Raw genomic sequence first — 16,195 nt, forward strand, 5'->3', positions numbered from 1 at the left:
GCCCAGGCCGGCCAGCCGCTCGCGCAGCCGGCGGGCGCCGGGCCGGCTCGCGATCTCGAAGGCGTGCTCGGCGACGCCGGGGACGTCCTGGTCGTGCCAGCCGCTGCCGAGGGCGTACACGAGGGTGTCGTAGGCCAGTTCCCCGGTGCCGCCGGCCGGGTCCGCGACGGTGACGGTGCGGCGGTCGACGTCGACGCCGGTGACCCGGGCGATCCGCAGCCGCACGCCGGTGCCGGCGAACATCTCGCTCAGCGGCCGGGGCCTGAGGTCCTGGCCGGCCGCGAGCTGGTGCAGCCGGACGCGTTCGACGAAGTCGGGCTCGGCGTTCACCAGGGTGATGGTCACGTCGTCGCGGTGCAGCCGCTTGGCGAGGCGGCCGGCCGCGATCGCTCCGGCGTAGCCGGCGCCGAGGACGATGATGCGGTGCTGCATGTTCCTGCTCCTGTCTGCGCGGGTCCAGCCCTTGTGGGGTGCGCTTTCGCCCCTTGAACCGGGCAGCCGGGCCGTTCCTGACAGGAGCGCGATGTGAAGCACCTCACACCGGAGGCGGCTGGTCAGAAGGCGTGGAACAGGGGTGCCCCGTGCTCGGTGGCCGCCCACATCTCGGTGGCGCGGCGGAGCTTGTCGGGGTTGGCCTGGCTGCGGAACGCGGCGATGCCGTCGGCGGTGATCTCCAGGCACATGACGCCGACGACCTGCCCGTCGACGACGGCCACCACGGCGGGGCCGCCGTTGGCGCTCGTGAGGTGGATCTCGGGCGAGCCGCCGACCAGCGCGCGCTTGGCCCGCGCGGGTTTGAACAGGCCGCGCATGAACTTCGCGACCGCGACGGCGCCTTCGAACGCCTTGGTGCGGGCCGGCACCTTGCCGCCGCCGTCACCGACCGCGACGGCGTCGGCGGTGAGCAGTTCGACGAGGGTCTCGGTCCGCCCGCTGGTGGCGGCGGCCAGGAACTCCTCGACCACCCGCCGGGCGGCGGCCCCGTCGACCTCGCCGCGGGCCCTGCCGTCGGCGAGGTGCTGCTTGGCCCGGTGGAAGAGCTGCTGGCCGGCCGCCTCGGTGAGGCCGAGGATCGCGGCGATCTCCCGGTGCGAGTAGCCGAAGGCCTCCCGCAGCACGTACACCGCCCGTTCCTTGGGGGACAGCCGCTCCATGAGGGTGAGGACCGCGTACGAGACCGATTCGCGCCGCTCGGCGGTGTCGGCCGGGCCGAGCATCGGGTCGCCGGCGAGCAGCGGCTCCGGCAGCCACTGGCCCACGTAGGTCTCGCGCCGCGCGCGGGCCGAGGTGAGCTGGTTGAGGCACAGGTTGGTGAGGACCTTCGTCAGCCAGGCCGCGGGGACCTCGATGTGTTCGACGTCGGCGTTCTGCCAGCGCAGGAAGGTCTCCTGCACGATGTCCTCGGCCTCGCCCGCGCAGCCCAGGAGGCGGTAGGCGATGGCCTCCAGCCGGGGCCGGGCGGCCTCGAACCGGTCCACGTCCTGCACGGTCAGCGGCATGGCCCGGATCCTAGCCGGACGGCGTCCGGCGTGCTCCGCGCGGGCGCGGCCGGTCAGCCGGCGACGAAGGTGCCGACGGCCGCGGCCGGCGCGGCCTCGTCGCCCCGGCCGGCGCCGGCCCAGGCGACGTGTCCGTCGGGGCGGATCAGCGCGGCGCGCACCTCGGCCCAGCCGGCCGGAGGCTGGTCGAGCGTACCGGCGTGGACGGCGAGTCCCGGCCGCGCGAGGCCGCCGAGGGTGCCGCCGGCCGTGAGGTCGAGCAGGAGGTACGCGTCCGGCCGCAGCAGACCGAACAGGCCGGTGCCGGTACCGGTGAGGGCCAGGTCGGGGGCGCGGGTGCCGGTGAGGGGGTGGGCCGCCGGGTCGGCGGCGGGGTAGCGCACGGCGAGCGCGGTGAGCCGTTCGGCGAGCGCGCGGGCGAACGCCGGCTGGTCGGCGATCATGCCGCTGAGCAGGGAGCGCAGGGCCAGGCCCTCGGGGGTGAAGGTGGCCAGCAGGGCGGTCTGGGCCTGGCTGTGTTCCGCCAACTGGGCGCCCACCTGGTGCCGTTCGGTGTGGTAGGTGTCCAGCAGGCCGTCCGGGGCCCAGCCGTTCAGGGTCGCGGCGAGCTTCCAGCCGAGGTTGTGCGCGTCCTGGATGCCGACGTTCATGCCGACTCCCCCGGCGGGGAAGTGCTGGTGGGCGGCGTCGCCGGCGAGCAGCACCCGGCCCCGGCGGTACGCGGCGGCCAGCCGGGTGGCGTTGCCGAAGCGGGAGAGCCAGGACGGGTCGCGCATGCCGAAGTCGTCGCCGGCGACGGCGAGGACCTTCTGCCGCAGCTCGTCGAAGGTGAGGTCGCCGGGCCAGTCGGTGGTGAGTCCGTCGGGGCTGAGACCGACCAGGCGGAACCGCCCGCCGGGCAGCGGCGCGACCATCAGCCCGCCGTGCGGTCCGGCGGCGCCGAAGCCGGGCCGCGGCGGTCGGTCCAGGGCGACGTCGCCGAGCCAGCCGAGCACGGTGGAGGGGGTGCCGGGGAAGTCGATGCCGGCGGTGGTGCGCACGGTGCTGCGGGTGCCGTCGCAGCCGACGACGTAATCGGCCTCGGTCTCGTACTCCCCCTGCGGCCCCGCCACCCGCACGGTCACCGATCCGGCGCGTTCGGTGAACCCGGTGACCCGGTGTCCGCGCCGGATCGTGGCGCCCAGCGCGAGCGCGTGCTGTTCGAGCAGTTCCTCGGTGCGCGCCTGGGGCAGGGCGAGGGTGTACGGGAACGGGGTGTCCAGGTCCCGGAAGTCGAGCCGCTCGTCGAGAGAGGCGAAGTGGCCGGTGGGAATGCGCAGCCCCTCGGCGAGGAACGGCCGGTGGGCGCCGCGCGCGGCCAGCACTTCGAGGGTGCGTGGGTGGATGGTGAGCGCCTTGGAGCGCGCGTCGATCTCGGTGCGCTGCTCCATGACGGTGACGGGGATTTCGCCCAGCCGCAGTTCGGCGGCGAGCCAGAGCCCGACGGGGCCGCCTCCGGCGATGACGACATGACGCTGTGACATGGGACTCAGCCTTTCCTGGTCAGCTTCTTGGGCACGCCCCGGTCACTTCTATTGGTCAGTGACCAAGGGTGCCTGTCCGCAGTAAACTAGGTCAATGACCAATAAGCAACCGGCCGAGCGTCTCGCGCCCGGCACCGTGATCCGGGCGGCGCTGGAGCTGCTGGACGAGAAGGGGCTGGACGCGCTCTCCACCCGGGCGGTCGCCCAGCGGCTCGGCGTACGGATGAACACCGTGCTGTGGCATGTGAAGACCAAGGCCCGGATGCTGGAGCTGATGGCGGACGCGGTGGTCGGGGAGATCCCGCTCGACGACCTGCCGGCCCGGCCGGACCAGCGCGTCCGTGAACTGGCCCGCCGCTACCGCCGGGCGCTGCTGGCCCACCGCGACGGCGCCGCGCTCGTCGTCGGCACCTACGCCGCGGACCCGCACACCCTGCGGTTCGCCGAGACGTTCGTCACCGCGTTCCTCGACGGCGGCCGGTCCGAACGCGAGGCGGCGTGGACCGTCTGGACCCTCCTCTACTTCACGCTCGGTCTCACCCAGGAGGAACAGGCGGCGCAGCGCCAGTCGCCGGGCGACCGGCTGGCGGACGCCGTGTCTCCCACCACCCACCCGGCGCTGCACCGCGTTCTCGGCCACCTCACCGGGGGCTCCTTCGACGAGCGCTTCGAGTTCGGCCTGACCTCGGTCCTCGCCAGCCGCTGACCCGCGCGGGCGGACGCTCAGCGGGCGCGGCGACGACCGCCTCGGTCGCGTCCGCGAGCAGCGCGTCGTCGGAGACCGCGTCCTTCGTGGCGCGGTCGGACAGCACGGCGAGGACGATCGGTGAGCCGTCCGGCGGGCGGAGCACGGCGATGTCGTCGCGGGTGCCGTAGCCGCCGCTGCCGGTCTTGTCCTCGGCCTGCCGTCCGGCGGGGGTCTCAGCGCTGCTCGACCCGGGCAGGAGCGCGGGTCGCCGCGGAAGCGGTGGGGGCCGGGGCCGACTGGCCGCCGGTGGCGTCCGCGCAGCCGGTCAGCCGCCCCGTCCGGAGCAGGAGGGGCGCCGCGAGCAGCGCCGTCCGGTGGTTCGCGGTGGGCATGCGGGGAGTCTGCCGGCGGCCGGTCGTGCGGGCGGAGACGGACGTCAGGTGCCGTGGGTCTCGTCAGTGCCCCGCCGCGCGGCCGTGCCCGTCGGTGAATCCGGCAGTTGCGCGCTCGGTGTCCCGGTCGGGTCCGTGACCGGTCGGCGGATCGCAGTGCCGGAACGGCGCTTCAAGGGGTGGTTCGCCGCCCGCGTGACGCGGCGGGGCGAAGCCGCCGCGGTCGCCCGGCCGGCCCACCGGGGATGGGATGCTCCCCCACCTGCTCGAACACGCCGGACCGGCCGACGCACCCCAGCAGGACTGCTCGTTGCGGTCCAGTTCCCGGCGGGTGCTGACATGGCCGTGCCCGGGAGTCCAGCCGTCGGCGACCACGCGGTAGACGGTGGTCGCCAGGTCGGGGAGGTCGCCGAGCAGGTCGACGGCCGCCAGGGGCGGGGTGCCGTCCCGGAAGTCCTCGCCGATCAGGGCCCGCCCGCCGAGAGGGGGGCGAGGTGTCCACGGGCCGTGGCGAGGGCGGCGAGCGGGCCGCCGAAGGCGTGCGTGGCGCCGACGCTGAGGAACAGGTCGAAGCCGGTCACGGGGGGCGAAGTCCGCGGCGTCCTGGTGGTGCAGGACGAGGCGTTCCGCGACGTCTCGGTCCCGCGCCGCCCGACGCGCCCGGGCCGGGGCGTCCGCAGCCGAGGCCGAGGACCCGCTCGTCGTCCGGCCGGATGCCGCGGTCGAGCAGCCGGCGTACCGAGTCGTCGTCGAGCGGGGCCTTGACCGGGTGGTCGGTGTGGGCGGTCGCGGAGATCCGTGCGCGGTTCACCGGGGCGCCCTGCAAGCCCCCTCGCCCCGGCCGCACCTCCTTTTCGGCCGTCCGTCTCAGCCGGACAGCGCCTCCAGCGACCGGCCTTTGGTGGCCGTCGACAGGGTGAGGGTGAGTACGCAGCCCGCGGCCAGGACCGCGCAGATCAGGGTGAACACACCGCCGAAGTGCAGGGAGGCGTACATGGTGCCGATGATCATCGGGGCGGTGATGCCGCCGACGCGGCTGAACGCGTCTGAGGTGGCGGCGGCCATCGAGCGCAGCCGGGTCGGGTACACCTCGGGGAGGTAGGTGTACAGCGGCGCGTACAGGCCGTTGAGGAAGAAGCCGAGCAGGATGCTGAGGACGAGGACGGCGGTGTTGCTGTCGGCCTGGGAGACCAGGTAGGCGCAGACCGTGGAGGCGGCGAGGCAGGTGACGATGGACCACTTGCGGTCGGTGCGGTCGGCCAGCCAGGCGGCCGGGTAGTAGCCGGCGACCTGGGCGATCTCCACCAGCAGCGCGTAGCCGAAGCTGTCGGTGACGCTCATGCCGCGGTCCAGCAGCATGCTGGGCAGGAACGTCAGGAAGCCGTAGTAGGCGAAGCTGGCGATGAAGAACATGCTCCAGGTGACGATGGTCTGGCGCAGGTAGGGGCCCTGCCAGAGGGCGGCGAACTGCCGGGCCGCGCTCAGGTCGGTGTCGCGTTCGGCCGCCGGGGCCGGCTCCGGTTCGGGCAGCGGGCGGCCGGTGCGGCGCCGTACCTCCTCCTCCAGGGTCACCACGACCGCCTCGGCCTCCGCGTCGCGGCCCTTGAGCAGGAGGTAGCGCGGGGACTCGGGCAGGGTGCGGCGCCACCACAGGGCCAGGATCACCGGCAGTCCGACCAGGACCAGGCCCCACCGCCAGCCGTGGTCGACCCGGGCCACCACGAACGTGCCGATGAGCGCGGCCAGCACGTAGCCGAGCCCGAAGAACCCGGCCAGCGAACCCACGTACTTGGCGCGCGCCTTCTTCGGCGCGAACTCGGCGAGGTAGGGGATGACGATGTTGACGTTGACCCCGACGCCGACGCCCGCGAGGAAGCGCAGGACCAGCAGCAGCGAGTAGTCGGGGGCGAGTGCGGACAGCAGGGTGCAGCCGCTGTACAGGACGAGGGACCACAGCAGCAGGGGTTTGCGGCCGATCCGGTTGCCGGCCAGGGCGAGGGAGAGGTCGCCGACGAAGGCGCCGGCCAGGGTGGCGCTGGCGATCAGGCCCTGCTGGGAGCCGCTCAGCGCGAACGCCGTGGTGATCAGCGGCAGCAGGAACGACATGATGCCCAGGTCGAGGCCGTCCAGGGTGGTGCTCAGACCGCCCTGGGCCAGGATGCGGCCCTGCAGCCGGGTCATCGGGAGCCGGTCGATGCGTGCGGTGAGCCGTGCGGCGGCGTCGGGTTCGGGGACGTCGGCGACGGCGATGGTGGCCGGGGCCGATTTGCGCGGCCCCTTCTGGCTCTGCTCATATGTCATGGCCCGTCGGCCTTTCGGTGCAAGGGCGGCCCCGTGTCCATGGCGTGGCGGGCGGGGCGGCCGTCGGTGGGCGAGTACAGGCCGGGCGGCGGACCGTTGCCGCGGTGCCGCCCGGTCTGGTTCAGGCGTGTCTCAGTCGCCGCGGTGCGGCTGGAACGCGGTCTCGTACAGCCGGAGCCAGTTGCCGCCGACGACGGCCGCCGCCTCGGCTTCGGTGAATCCGAACCGCTCGGTGAGCCGGCCCGCCACCCGGGACAGTCCGGCGGCGTCGGTCAGCCACTCGGTGGCGGCCCCGGCCGTGGCCAGGTCCGCGCCGCGCTGCGCGCCGCGCGTCCAGCGCCCCTTGCGCATCCACCCGAACTCGGCCGGCCCGGCCTTGGGACTCAGGTCGGTGCCGATGGCCACGTGCCGCACCCCCATCCGCTCCACCGTGCGGGCCACCATCTCGCACCAGTCGTCCAGGGTCGCGGCGTAGCGGCCGGAGATGGCGGCGTAGGTGGCCAGGCCCAGGACACCGTCCCGGTCCGCCAGCGCCGTCAGGGTGGCGTCGGCCACGTTGCGCGGATGGTCGTACAGGGAACGGGGGTTGGCGTGGGTGATGGCCACGGGGACGGCGGAGTGGTCGATGGCCTCCCGGCGGGTGCGCTCGCCGGAGTGGGACAGGTCCACCAGCATCCCGGCCGCGTTCATCTCGCGGACCACTTCCCGCCCGAAGCGGGTCAGTCCCGGGTCGCTGTCCTCGTAACAGGAGCCGCCGAACTCGTTGTTGTTGTTGTACGTCAGCTGCATCACCCGCAGGCCCATGGCGTGGAAGTGCCGGACGAAGCCGAGCCGGCCCTGGAGCGGGGAGGCGTTCTGCGCGCCCAGCACGATCGCGGTGCGGCCCTCGGCGCGGGCCCGTTCGATGTCGGCGGCGTCCCGGGCGATCAGCACCAGATCGGCGTGGTCGGTGGCCAGGTCGTGCCAGGCGGCCAGCGCGTCCATCGTCTCCACCGCGTCCTCCCAGAAGGCCACGGTGGCGGTGGCGCAGACCACGCCGCCCGCGCGCAACTGCTCGAACACCTCGCGGTCGTACGGTCCGCACTGGAGGCCGTCGACCACCGGCGGCGTCACGAGGCCGCTCCCACCGGCTCGTCCTCGCCGGCCTCGGCGAGGATCTCGCCGCCGGGCCCGAACAGGGAGTCGCCGGCGTGGGTGCGGGACAGCGGGCTGTCGGGGGTGAGGGCGAGTTCGGCCTCGGCGACGATCCGCTGCCAGCGCGCGGCCGGTACTCGCACGCCGTACGTCAGTGCCCGCAGGTCGGCGGCGTCGGGTGCGGCGGCCGGGCCGGCCGGGGCCGGGCGGGCGGTGACCGTGTCCGGGGCCAGGTCGAGCAGGACGCCGTGCCGCGCGGCGAGCGGGACCAGGGCCCGCACCGCCCAGTCGGTGCCGGGCGCCGCCAGCCGGATGGCCCCGTCGGTCAGCGCGCCGGCCACGGCGAGGTCGAGCAGGTCGGCGGCGGTGGCCAGCGGCGGCTGCTCCGCGGCGGCGGGGAAGCGGATGCCGCCGTCGACCGTGGGCCGGCGGTGCGCGGCGCGCAGTGCGGGCAGGTCGGCGAGGAGGCGGGCCAGTCCGTCCAGGCCGTGGGTCTCGGCGCTGACGACGATGTCCCGGGCCGCCGCCACCGTGCCGAAGGGCAGGGCGGTGGTGAGCAGGACCCGGCCGGTCAGCAGCCGCAGTTCGCGCACGGAGACGGACAGGGTGTGGTCGGTCATGCTTGCTCCTCGCAGGGGGTGGCGGCGGCCGGGCGGGCGGGCAGTTCCCAGTCGGTGCCGTCGGCGTCGGGCAGGGTGTGCCGGGTGGGGGCGCCGTGGAACAGCAGCCCGAGGACGTTGCGGCCGGCCGAGTCGGCGGTCTTGTCCAGGCCGTGCACGGCCGAGTTGAGGAACCGCACGATGTGCACGGGCAGGAAGGCGTCGTCGGCGATGTTCATGTGCGGGCTGTGCAGCGCCGTGCCGGCCAGCCCCTGCACCCGGGTGATGGTGTCCCGGTGTTCGGGGTGGCGGACCCGGAAGGCGCCGACCGTCTCGCGCGGGTCGGCCGCCCGCAGGTCGCGGACCAGCGCCTGCACCGCCCGGGGAACGTTGAGCTGCCAGTCCAGGCCCTCGGTCACCTCCTCGCGCGGGCCCCGGCGCGGCTCCTCGGCGGCGCGGGACTTGTACCAGACGTGGCGCAGCGCGCCGGGCGCGGTGAGGTCGGTGGCGAGCGCCCAGCCGTAGGCGTCCTCCAGGTGTGCCAGCAGCGCGGCGGCGGATGCCTCGGGGCGCGCGGTGAGCGTCTCGTCCACCCGCTGCCGGTCGACCAGCGGGTCGGTCAGGTCGGGCACGCTGTCGATCAGTACGCCGGCCAGCGCCTCGACGGCCGGCTCGTCCAGCTCCGCGTGCCACGCGGTCCACAGCCGGGGCAGCGCGTCGGGCGCCGCCGGGTCGGGCAGGGTGTCCAGCATCTCCATCGCGCGCCGCAGGGAGACCGCGAGGCCGGAGGGTGAGCCGAAGACGCCGTAGACGGTGGGGTCCTGCTCGTGGAAGCGGACGGTCCGCTCGGTCCGGTCCCGTATCGCGGCCAGGTGGGCGGTGCCCCGCCGGGCGTACAGCGCCTGGGTGAGGGCCTGTTCGCGCAGGGCGAGCCAGCGGTCGACGAGCCGGGGGTGGTTGTTGGTGAAGAACACCAGGCCGAGTGCGGAGGCGTTGCCGAGGCCCAGGCCGCGGCGCAGTTCCGGGTCGAGGCGCACGGCGCCCCGGTCGCGGTGCCGGGCGAGGTGTTCGGCGAGGTCGGCGGCGAACTCCCGCATCAGGTACGCGGCGAGCATCTGGGCGTGCAGGGGGGCGGCGAGCGGGTGGTGGCCGGGCAGCGCGGCGAAGGAGCGGGTGCCGAAGGTGCCGTTGCCGTCCAGGCCGGTGTTGCGCATCAGGTAGCCGACGTCCCACAGGCGTCGGGCGTCGGGCTGCCGTCCTGCCGCGAGGGCCTCCACGACGTGCTCGAACAGGCGCAGGCTGCGGTTGGAGCGGCACCACACCAGGGTGTGCGCGGTGGCCCGGCCCGCGTACAGCTTGGGCAGCTCGCGCCGGGTGTGCGCCAGGTCGGCCTCGTCGGCCACCCCGTCGAACAGGGCGCCGGTCATGTCCCAGTCGGTGCCGACGATCCGGCTGGTACGGCCCGCCAGCTTGGGCGCGAAGGAGAACGCCACGAAGTCGAACGGGCCGGACGGGGTGTGCACGCGGTAGCGGACCCGGCCGCGGGAGCCGGCGTCGACGTCGAACTCCAGGCACTCGACGCGCCACCGCTGCCCGGTCATCCGGTGCACGAGGGCGCGGCTCGCGCTGAGCCGGGTGGGCGGCAGCAGGGCGAGGCGCTCCGGGCGCAGCAGGCGGGCCGGGGGGCGGGTGCGGGTCTCGGTGGGCGGGGCGAAGGGGGGCGGGGCGGAGGCGGGCGCGGGTGACGTCATGGACTGGCTGGCACCTTTCCTGGATTTTCCGGTCATATCAGGTCGCATGTGAGCAAGGGTTAAAGAGTTAAGGGGATGCCCCGGGGCCGCTCAGGCGCGCAGGCCGAAGGCGGTGCCGTCCAGCCGGAGCAGCGGCTCGATGCGGTGGGTGAGCGGCCGCAGGACGGCCAGCGCGCCGGCGGAGGTGATGCGGTCGCGCGGCCCGTGCACGCTGAGCGCGGCGACGGCCCGGCCGTCCTCCCGGCACAGCGGCACCGCGAGGGCGGCGACCCCGTCCTCGGCGTCGTCCGTCGAGGTGGCCCAGCCGGTGGACCGGATGAGCGCGAGGTCGTCCGCCGGCGGCAGCGGCACGCCGTCCCGGGCCAGAGCGGCGACGGTCTCCGCGCCGGCCAGCGCGCACAGCAGCCGGCCGGTGGCGCTGCTGCGCAGTTCGAGGCGGTCGCCCAGGAGCAGGGTGGCGTGCAGCGCCCGGCCGGGCTCGGCGCGCTGCACCACGCGGGCGGTGTCGGCGTCCAGGACGGCGATGCTCACCACCTCGCCGCAGGCCCGGGCGGCCTCGGCGAGCAGCGGGGCGGTGCGTTCGCCGACGCCGGCCTGGCGCAGCGCGGTGTGCCCGAGGTGCGCCGGGCGCAGCGTCAACCGGTAGGAGCCGTCCGGCAGTTGCTCCATCCAGCCCGCGGCCTCCAGCGTCACCAGCTGCCGGTGCACCTCGCCGCGCGAGGCACCGACCGCGCGGGCCAGCGAGGAGACGCGGACCGGTTCGTCGCGGCCGGCGAGGAAGTCCAGGAGCGCCAGTGCCTTCAGCACGGTGCTCAGCGGGCGGGTCGAGCGGGGCGAGGAGGAGTCCTCACCACCGCTTGTCACTATATGCATGACACTGTCCTTCTCTGAGAGACGCCGGAACTGTAGGTGTCCGTTCCGGGCGCCACAAGAGACCTGCTGTTAATTTCTGGTCTCGTGCGGGGACAGCTGACCGGCTCGTAACGTTCACGGCGGTCCGTGATCGAGTGGGACGTCCGAGTGCGGGGCGGAGGGGGCGGAGAGTGTTCGCGTGGCTGTTTCTCTGGCTGGTGCTGCTGGGCTGGCTGACTGCCGGGGCGGTGGGGCACGTACTGTGGCGGCGCCTGCGCCGTCCCGCGCGGCACCGCCGCTGGTGGGTGGCGGGGGCGGGTCTGGTCGTCCTGGGGTACGCCCACACCCTGGCCTACGGGTTCGCGCTGACGCGGCCCGCGGCGATCTGCGGGCAGCGCACCCTGGACGACGACTTTCCGCTCCGGCACGCCCGTGCCGACGCGTTCCCGCCCGGTCTGTCCTGCTACTGGTCGGACTCGCTGGCGTCCGGGCCGAGCCATCCCACGGCCGCCGGCCCGTGGGTGATGTGGTGGGGCGCGGCTCTCCTGGTGGCCGGGACGGTGGCCCGGGTGACCGCCCTGCCGTCCCGGGCGCCGCGCTGGGCCAGAGCCGGGCTGGTGCTGACGCCCGCGGCGGCCGCCGTCCTGTGGCTCACGCGAGTGGCACCGCTGATGCGGATGTCGGCCGTCGATCTCGGCAACGAGTGCTTCCGGTGGCAGGTGGCCCATCTGCACTCGGCGCCGTCCGGTGAGGTCGTGGCGACCGACCGCGGCCTGCTGCCGGTGGCCGTCGACTGCGTCTTCACCGACGGCACGGCGAGTCTCATCCCCCTCACCTCTCTCGGCCTGTGGTCGTGCTGCGCCGCGTTCCTCGGCTGCTGCGCGGCGCTGCGGCTGCTCAGGTCCCCGGTGGCCCCGGGCCGGTGAACCGGGCCCGGGGCCACCGGAGCGCCGTCACAGGCCCACGTCACGGCTCAGCAGATCTTCGAGGGACTCGCGGCGCACCAGAAGGCGGGCGGCGCCGTCGCGCACGGCGGCCACGGGCGGGCGGCCGACCAGGTTGTAGGCGGAGGCCATGGACAGGTGGTACGCGCCGGCCACGGGTACGGCGATCAGGTCCCCGGGGTGTATGTCCCCGGGCAGCTCCACGTCGGCGGCGAGGACGTCGCCCGCCTCGCAGTGCCGGCCCACCACGGTCACCCGGGCCGGGGCCGCGGTGCCGGCCCGGCCGACCAGGCGGGGCGCGTACCGGACGCCGTACAGGGCCGGGCGCGGGTTGTCGCTCATGCCGCCGTCCACCGCGACGAAGACCCGCCCGCCGGTGTGCTTGACGGCCAGCACGCGGTAGAGGGCGACGCCGGCGGGGCCGGTGATGGCCCGCCCCGGCTCGATGATCAGCCGGGGCAGCGGCAGTCCGGCCGTACCGCAGGCGTGGGACAGCTCGGCGCGGACCTTGCGGGCTAGGGCCTGTCGTTTGGATCACGCCGCAGACGCGGGGCCTGGCACGCGCATCTGCCGCGTTGTCGTCGGTTGTCAACGCTCCGCGTTGCCGCCCTCCTCCGCCTTGCAGCTGCACGCACCAGGCCCCGCTCACCGGCATGGACAAGTTCCGCCGATGCCCTGCGTCCTGATCCAAACGACAGGCCCTAGTTCGGTCGGGTCGAGGGCGTCCTCGCCGGGGCGGTAGGCGATGCCGTGGCCGCCGCCGAGGTCGAGTTCGGGCAGCAGCAGTCCGTGCTGCCGGTGCAGCCGGGCCATCAGTCCGACCAGGCGCCGCACGGCGCGCAGATAGGGCTGGACACTGGTGATCTGGGACCCCAGGTGGCAGTGCAGTCCGGTCAGTTCGAGCTGCGGCTGGTCGAGGATGCGGGCGATGGCGTGCTGGGCGTAGCCGTCGGTGATCGACAGGCCGAACTTCTGGTCGTCGGTGCCGGTGCGGATCTTCTCGTGGCCGCCCGCGCCGATGCCGGGCACCACCCGGACCATGACCTTCTGGTGACCGTCCGGTCCGACGGCGGCGGCCAGCCGCGCGATCTCCGAGGGGCTGTCGATGACGATCCGGCCCACGCCTAGGCGCAGGGCCGCGTCGAGGTCGCGGGGTGACTTGGCGTTGCCGTGCAGCACGATGCGCTCGGGCGGGAAGCCCGCGGTCACGGCGAGTTCGAGTTCGCCGGCCGAGCAGACGTCGAGGCCGAGGCCCTCCTCGGCCGTCCAGTGGACCATCGCCCGGCACAGGAACGCCTTGGCGGCGTACAGGACTTCGGCGTCGGGGAAGGCGTCCCGGTAGGTGCGGCAGCGGTCGCGGACCTCGGCCTCGTCCAGGACGTAGACGGGGGTGCCGAAGCGGTCGGCGATGTCGGTGAGCGGCACGCCGCCCACCGCGAGGACACCGTGCGCCGACTCGGTGCTGGACAGGGGCCACACCGACAGGTCACCGGCCGGGCGGGTGGCGGGCAGGTGGAACGTGGTCATCGGACGTCTCCCGGTCAGCCGACGCGCAGCGCCGGGACGGACGCCGCGGCGCTCCGGACCGGAGCGGAGGTGGGGGCGGGCGCGGGGGCCGCGGGCGCCGTGAACTGCGGGTCCACCGTGACGGTGGTGACGCCGAACGGCGCGGTCAGGGCCCGCAGCGCGGGCTCGGCGAGCCGGATCCAGGGCCGGCCGGCGCCGAGGGTGGCGGCCAGCCGGCCGGCGGAGGTGAAGCCGACGGCGGTGCGCCGGCCGAGAGGGGTGCGGAAGAGCAGTGTGGCGCATCCGGAGCGGCCCGGCCGGACCGGCACGTACAGGGGTCCGGCCGGGAACCGTTCACAGGGCTCGGGGTCCTCGGCGCCGCGGGTGTCTGTCATGGGGGTCCTCCCGATGGGCCGCGCGGTGGGCGCGGAGCGCGGTGGTGGTGCCCCGGGGTCGTTTCCGTGCGCCGGGGCCGGTGCTGGACACAGGCACGCTATGCCCGGCACGGCCCGGCGCGGACGGCTCCTGACGCGACACTGACGATCGGCCGGGGGACGTTGACGGGTTGCTGACACACCCGCCGGCCGGCGCCCCGCACCCGTCCCCGGCACCGCGCGCCGGTCACACCCGCAGGGGCGTCTTCCCCGCGTCCGGCACCGGGACGTGCTCCAGCGTGGTCAGGCTGGGGTGGCCGGCGAGTTCGGCGTCGGTCAGGAAGCGGGCCAGGACATCGCTGAAGTCCTTGGGCCGCTCCAGGTGCAGGACGTGTCCGGAGCCCTTCATGGTGGTGAACACCGCGCCGGGGATGCTCTCGGCGACCGCGCGGGCCCGCTGCGGCGGACACAGCCGGTCGTGCTCCCCGCTCACGCACAGCGCCCGCACCCCGCGGATGCCGTCCGGGTGGTCGAAGGGGTGGCGCAGCAGGCGGTCGTTGGCGGCGGCGTAGCGCTCCACGTCGTGCGGGTCGGCGGCCTCCAGGACCCGGCGCAGCACCTCGGCCGCGCTGTGCGGATGCGCGTCCAGGCACTCCGGGCGCCGGCACACCAGCAGGTCGACCGCGCGCCGCGCGAACTCGGACATGGCGCCGGTGCGCAGCAGCCGGCTCATCGCCTCCACCGTGGCCCGCGCGTCCCCCGGCAGTGACGGGGTGGCGCCGACCAGCGCCAGCCGGGCCACCCGGTCGGCGTTGCGGTGCGCGTAGCGGTAGGCGATGGCGGTGCCGTAGGACACGGCGATGATGTTGACGCGTTCCAGGGCGAGTTCGTCCAGGAGGTGGCCCAGCGCGTCGCCCATGAAGTCGAAGCCGTACTCGGCCGGCAGGTCGTCCGCCGTGCCCAGTCCCGGCAGTTCCACGTTCACCAGGGTCGCGGCCCGCGCCCACGGCCGCTCGGAGCGGCGGTTGGAATGCATGGTCTGGTAGGCGCCGCCCAGCACCACGACCGGTTCCGTCTCGGCGGCCGGCTGTTCCACGACCCGGCAGCCGAAACGGAACCCTTCGAAGACGCTCTGATGGATGAACTCCACAACTACTCCCGCACCTGGTCGTCACGCTTTACCGGCGGTCAACGAGCCGGGCCCGTCCCGGTCACTGCGCGGGAACAGCGGTACGAACACCTGCGCGCACGTCCGCCGGGGAGCGGCTCGCGGTCAGCCGCCGTGCACGGTGAGCCGGTAGCCCTCGGGGCCGGTGAAGGTGAACATCGGGCCGAACGGGCTGTCCTGGAGCGGGCCGACGTCCGCCGTGTCCGCCGCCACCAGCAGCTCGCGCAGCGCGCCCGCGTCCGGGGTGCGCAGCCACAGCGCGACGCCCAGGCCGGGGCGGGCGTCGCCGGTGAGGTCGACGCCCGGCAGCGGCTCACGGACGGCGAACGGGACCGGGCTGGTGGTGAACACGACCGCGCCGGGCGGGGAGGCGGCGGCCCGGCGCAGGCCGAGGCGCTCCTCGAAGAACGCGGCCGCGGCGGGCACGTCACGCACCTGGAGGGCGATGAAGTCGGGACCTTCGACGGAGACGGACATGATTTCCCCTTGCTGATGTCAGGACTTTGACATCACCGACTGTAGGCAGCCCTGCCGCGCTATGTCAAAATGCTGACATGGAAGAGCGTCTGCCCGTACCCCCGCCCCATCCGGCCCAGGACGTGACCGAACACGTGGGTTATCGCCTCAAGCGCGCCGCCGCCGCCCTGCGCGGCGCCATGGACCGGGCCCTGCGCGAGCACGACCTCACCGTGCCGCAGTACTCCTGCCTGGAGCTGCTCGACGAACAGCCGGGCCTGTCCAACGCCGGCCTGGCCCGCGGCACCTTCGTCACCCGGCAGTCGGCCAACGTCGTGCTGCGCGGCCTGGAGGACGCCGGTCTCATCGTCCGGGCCGCCCACGCCGAACACGGCCGGGCCCTGCCCGTCCACCTCACCCCGGCCGGGCAGCAGCGCCTGCACGCGGCCCGCGGCGCCGTCTACGCCATCGAGACACGCATGATCGAAGCCGTCCCCGCGCAGCGCCTCACGGCCCTGCTCGCCGACCTCGACACCATGGCGGCGGCGCTCGACGCCTGAGCCGGGTCCGACGTGCGCCCGCGGCGCACCACCCGGATGCTGGGGGGAGTGCCGGCCGCGGTGCCCCCGCCGCGGTCCCCCACCGCCACCGGAACGGACGGGAACGACTCATGGACAAGGCGCGTCTGGTCGAAGCGGCCTGTGCGGGCACCGCCGGGCACGGCGGCGAACGGCCGCTGGCGCCGGAGGAGGTCAGCCGGGTGTTCGACGCCGTCTTCGGCACCGTGGAACGGCCCGGCGCCATCGCCCGGGCCCTGCGCGGCGGCGAGACGGTGTCCCTGGGCAGCTTCGGCGGCTTCCACAGCGAGGACGGCACCGCGGCCTTCCGGCCGGGCACCGCCCTCACCGAGTATCTGCGGGACCGGGTCCGCTGACCCGTCGTCCGGTCCCGGCCGGGCGCTACGGCCGGTCGGCGTACCCGCCGAATTCGCCCCCCGCCCCGGCGGAG

16 protein-coding genes and 4 pseudogenes are annotated in these 16,195 nt (G+C 74.7%); 4 read left to right on the top strand and 16 right to left on the bottom strand.

All coding sequences use genetic code 11. From position 1 onward, the window contains the following. The 3 genes from AB0G32_RS39155 to AB0G32_RS39165 all read right to left on the bottom strand — a co-directional run. A partial coding sequence (locus tag AB0G32_RS39155; RefSeq protein ID WP_361175389.1) for an FAD-dependent oxidoreductase occupies window positions 1-432 on the bottom strand: 432 nt, incomplete at its 3' end. 122 nt (window positions 433-554) lie between these two features. After that, a complete protein-coding gene (locus AB0G32_RS39160) occupies window positions 555-1,499 on the bottom strand; it encodes an RNA polymerase sigma-70 factor (protein WP_361175392.1) in 945 nt (314 codons plus the stop codon). 53 nt (window positions 1,500-1,552) lie between these two features. Further along, on the bottom strand, window positions 1,553-3,022 hold the full coding sequence (locus AB0G32_RS39165; protein ID WP_361175395.1) for an FAD-dependent monooxygenase: 1,470 nt from the start codon (window positions 3,020-3,022) through the stop codon (window positions 1,553-1,555). Window positions 3,023-3,116: 94 nt separating this feature from the next. Here AB0G32_RS39165 and AB0G32_RS39170 point away from each other — a divergent pair, with 94 nt between their 5' ends. Next, entirely contained in the window at window positions 3,117-3,728 is a 612-nt protein-coding gene (locus tag AB0G32_RS39170; protein WP_361175398.1) for a TetR/AcrR family transcriptional regulator C-terminal domain-containing protein, read from the top strand. On the opposite strand, the pseudogene AB0G32_RS39175 reads toward AB0G32_RS39170, so the two are convergent. The 8 genes and pseudogenes from AB0G32_RS39175 to AB0G32_RS39210 all read right to left on the bottom strand — a co-directional run. Next, window positions 3,664-3,918: pseudogene (locus AB0G32_RS39175) on the bottom strand (hypothetical protein); the annotation flags it as partial. The gene AB0G32_RS39170 and the pseudogene AB0G32_RS39175 sit on opposite strands and share 65 nt — an antisense overlap. A gap of 25 nt (window positions 3,919-3,943) precedes the next feature. Continuing rightward, window positions 3,944-4,102 carry a hypothetical protein gene (locus AB0G32_RS39180; protein ID WP_361175401.1) on the bottom strand — a complete coding sequence of 53 codons (159 nt, stop codon included), beginning with the start codon at window positions 4,100-4,102 and terminating at the stop codon, window positions 3,944-3,946. Between the two features lie 315 nt (window positions 4,103-4,417). Next, a pseudogene (locus AB0G32_RS39185) lies at window positions 4,418-4,913 on the bottom strand (SAM-dependent methyltransferase); the annotation flags it as partial. Between the two features lie 56 nt (window positions 4,914-4,969). Then, window positions 4,970-6,403, bottom strand: coding sequence for an MFS transporter (locus AB0G32_RS39190; RefSeq protein WP_361175405.1), 1,434 nt, complete (start codon window positions 6,401-6,403; stop codon window positions 4,970-4,972). Between the two features lie 132 nt (window positions 6,404-6,535). Beyond that, on the bottom strand, window positions 6,536-7,516 hold the full coding sequence (locus AB0G32_RS39195; protein ID WP_361175408.1) for a membrane dipeptidase: 981 nt from the start codon (window positions 7,514-7,516) through the stop codon (window positions 6,536-6,538). Next, entirely contained in the window at window positions 7,513-8,157 is a 645-nt protein-coding gene (locus AB0G32_RS39200) for a hypothetical protein (RefSeq protein WP_361175411.1), read from the bottom strand. Before AB0G32_RS39200 ends, AB0G32_RS39195 begins: the two co-directional genes overlap by 4 nt. Beyond that, complete coding sequence (locus AB0G32_RS39205; protein WP_361175414.1) at window positions 8,154-9,887, bottom strand: hypothetical protein; 1,734 nt, start codon at window positions 9,885-9,887, stop codon at window positions 8,154-8,156. Before AB0G32_RS39205 ends, AB0G32_RS39200 begins: the two co-directional genes overlap by 4 nt. Window positions 9,888-9,977: 90 nt before the next feature. Next, entirely contained in the window at window positions 9,978-10,760 is a 783-nt protein-coding gene (locus AB0G32_RS39210; protein WP_361175417.1) for an IclR family transcriptional regulator, read from the bottom strand. A gap of 170 nt (window positions 10,761-10,930) precedes the next feature. Between AB0G32_RS39210 and AB0G32_RS39215 the strand changes: the two genes are divergently transcribed. Next, window positions 10,931-11,665, top strand: coding sequence for a hypothetical protein (locus AB0G32_RS39215; protein ID WP_361175420.1), 735 nt, complete (start codon window positions 10,931-10,933; stop codon window positions 11,663-11,665). Between the two features lie 27 nt (window positions 11,666-11,692). On the opposite strand, the pseudogene AB0G32_RS39220 reads toward AB0G32_RS39215, so the two are convergent. The 5 genes and pseudogenes from AB0G32_RS39220 to AB0G32_RS39240 all read right to left on the bottom strand — a co-directional run. Further along, window positions 11,693-12,202: pseudogene (locus AB0G32_RS39220) on the bottom strand (diaminopimelate decarboxylase); the annotation flags it as partial. Between the two features lie 195 nt (window positions 12,203-12,397). Further along, window positions 12,398-13,210, bottom strand: a pseudogene (locus AB0G32_RS39225) (diaminopimelate decarboxylase); the annotation flags it as partial. Between the two features lie 14 nt (window positions 13,211-13,224). After that, a complete protein-coding gene (locus AB0G32_RS39230; RefSeq protein WP_361175423.1) occupies window positions 13,225-13,584 on the bottom strand; it encodes an SAV_915 family protein in 360 nt (119 codons plus the stop codon). A 226-nt stretch (window positions 13,585-13,810) separates the two neighbouring features. Next, complete coding sequence (locus tag AB0G32_RS39235) at window positions 13,811-14,713, bottom strand: alpha/beta hydrolase (RefSeq protein WP_361175426.1); 903 nt, start codon at window positions 14,711-14,713, stop codon at window positions 13,811-13,813. 123 nt (window positions 14,714-14,836) lie between these two features. Next, window positions 14,837-15,208 (bottom strand): VOC family protein, encoded by a 372-nt coding sequence (locus AB0G32_RS39240; RefSeq protein WP_361175429.1) that lies wholly within the window; start codon window positions 15,206-15,208, stop codon window positions 14,837-14,839. A 77-nt stretch (window positions 15,209-15,285) separates the two neighbouring features. Here AB0G32_RS39240 and AB0G32_RS39245 point away from each other — a divergent pair, with 77 nt between their 5' ends. Further along, window positions 15,286-15,747, top strand: a complete 462-nt coding sequence (locus AB0G32_RS39245; protein ID WP_361175432.1) for a MarR family transcriptional regulator — start codon at window positions 15,286-15,288, stop codon at window positions 15,745-15,747. A gap of 110 nt (window positions 15,748-15,857) precedes the next feature. After that, a complete protein-coding gene (locus tag AB0G32_RS39250; RefSeq protein WP_361175436.1) occupies window positions 15,858-16,121 on the top strand; it encodes a hypothetical protein in 264 nt (87 codons plus the stop codon). The last annotated feature ends 74 nt before the right edge of the window (window positions 16,122-16,195 follow it).

Source organism: Streptomyces sp. NPDC023723 (assembly GCF_040639815.1).
Lineage (GTDB): Bacteria > Actinomycetota > Actinomycetes > Streptomycetales > Streptomycetaceae > Streptomyces.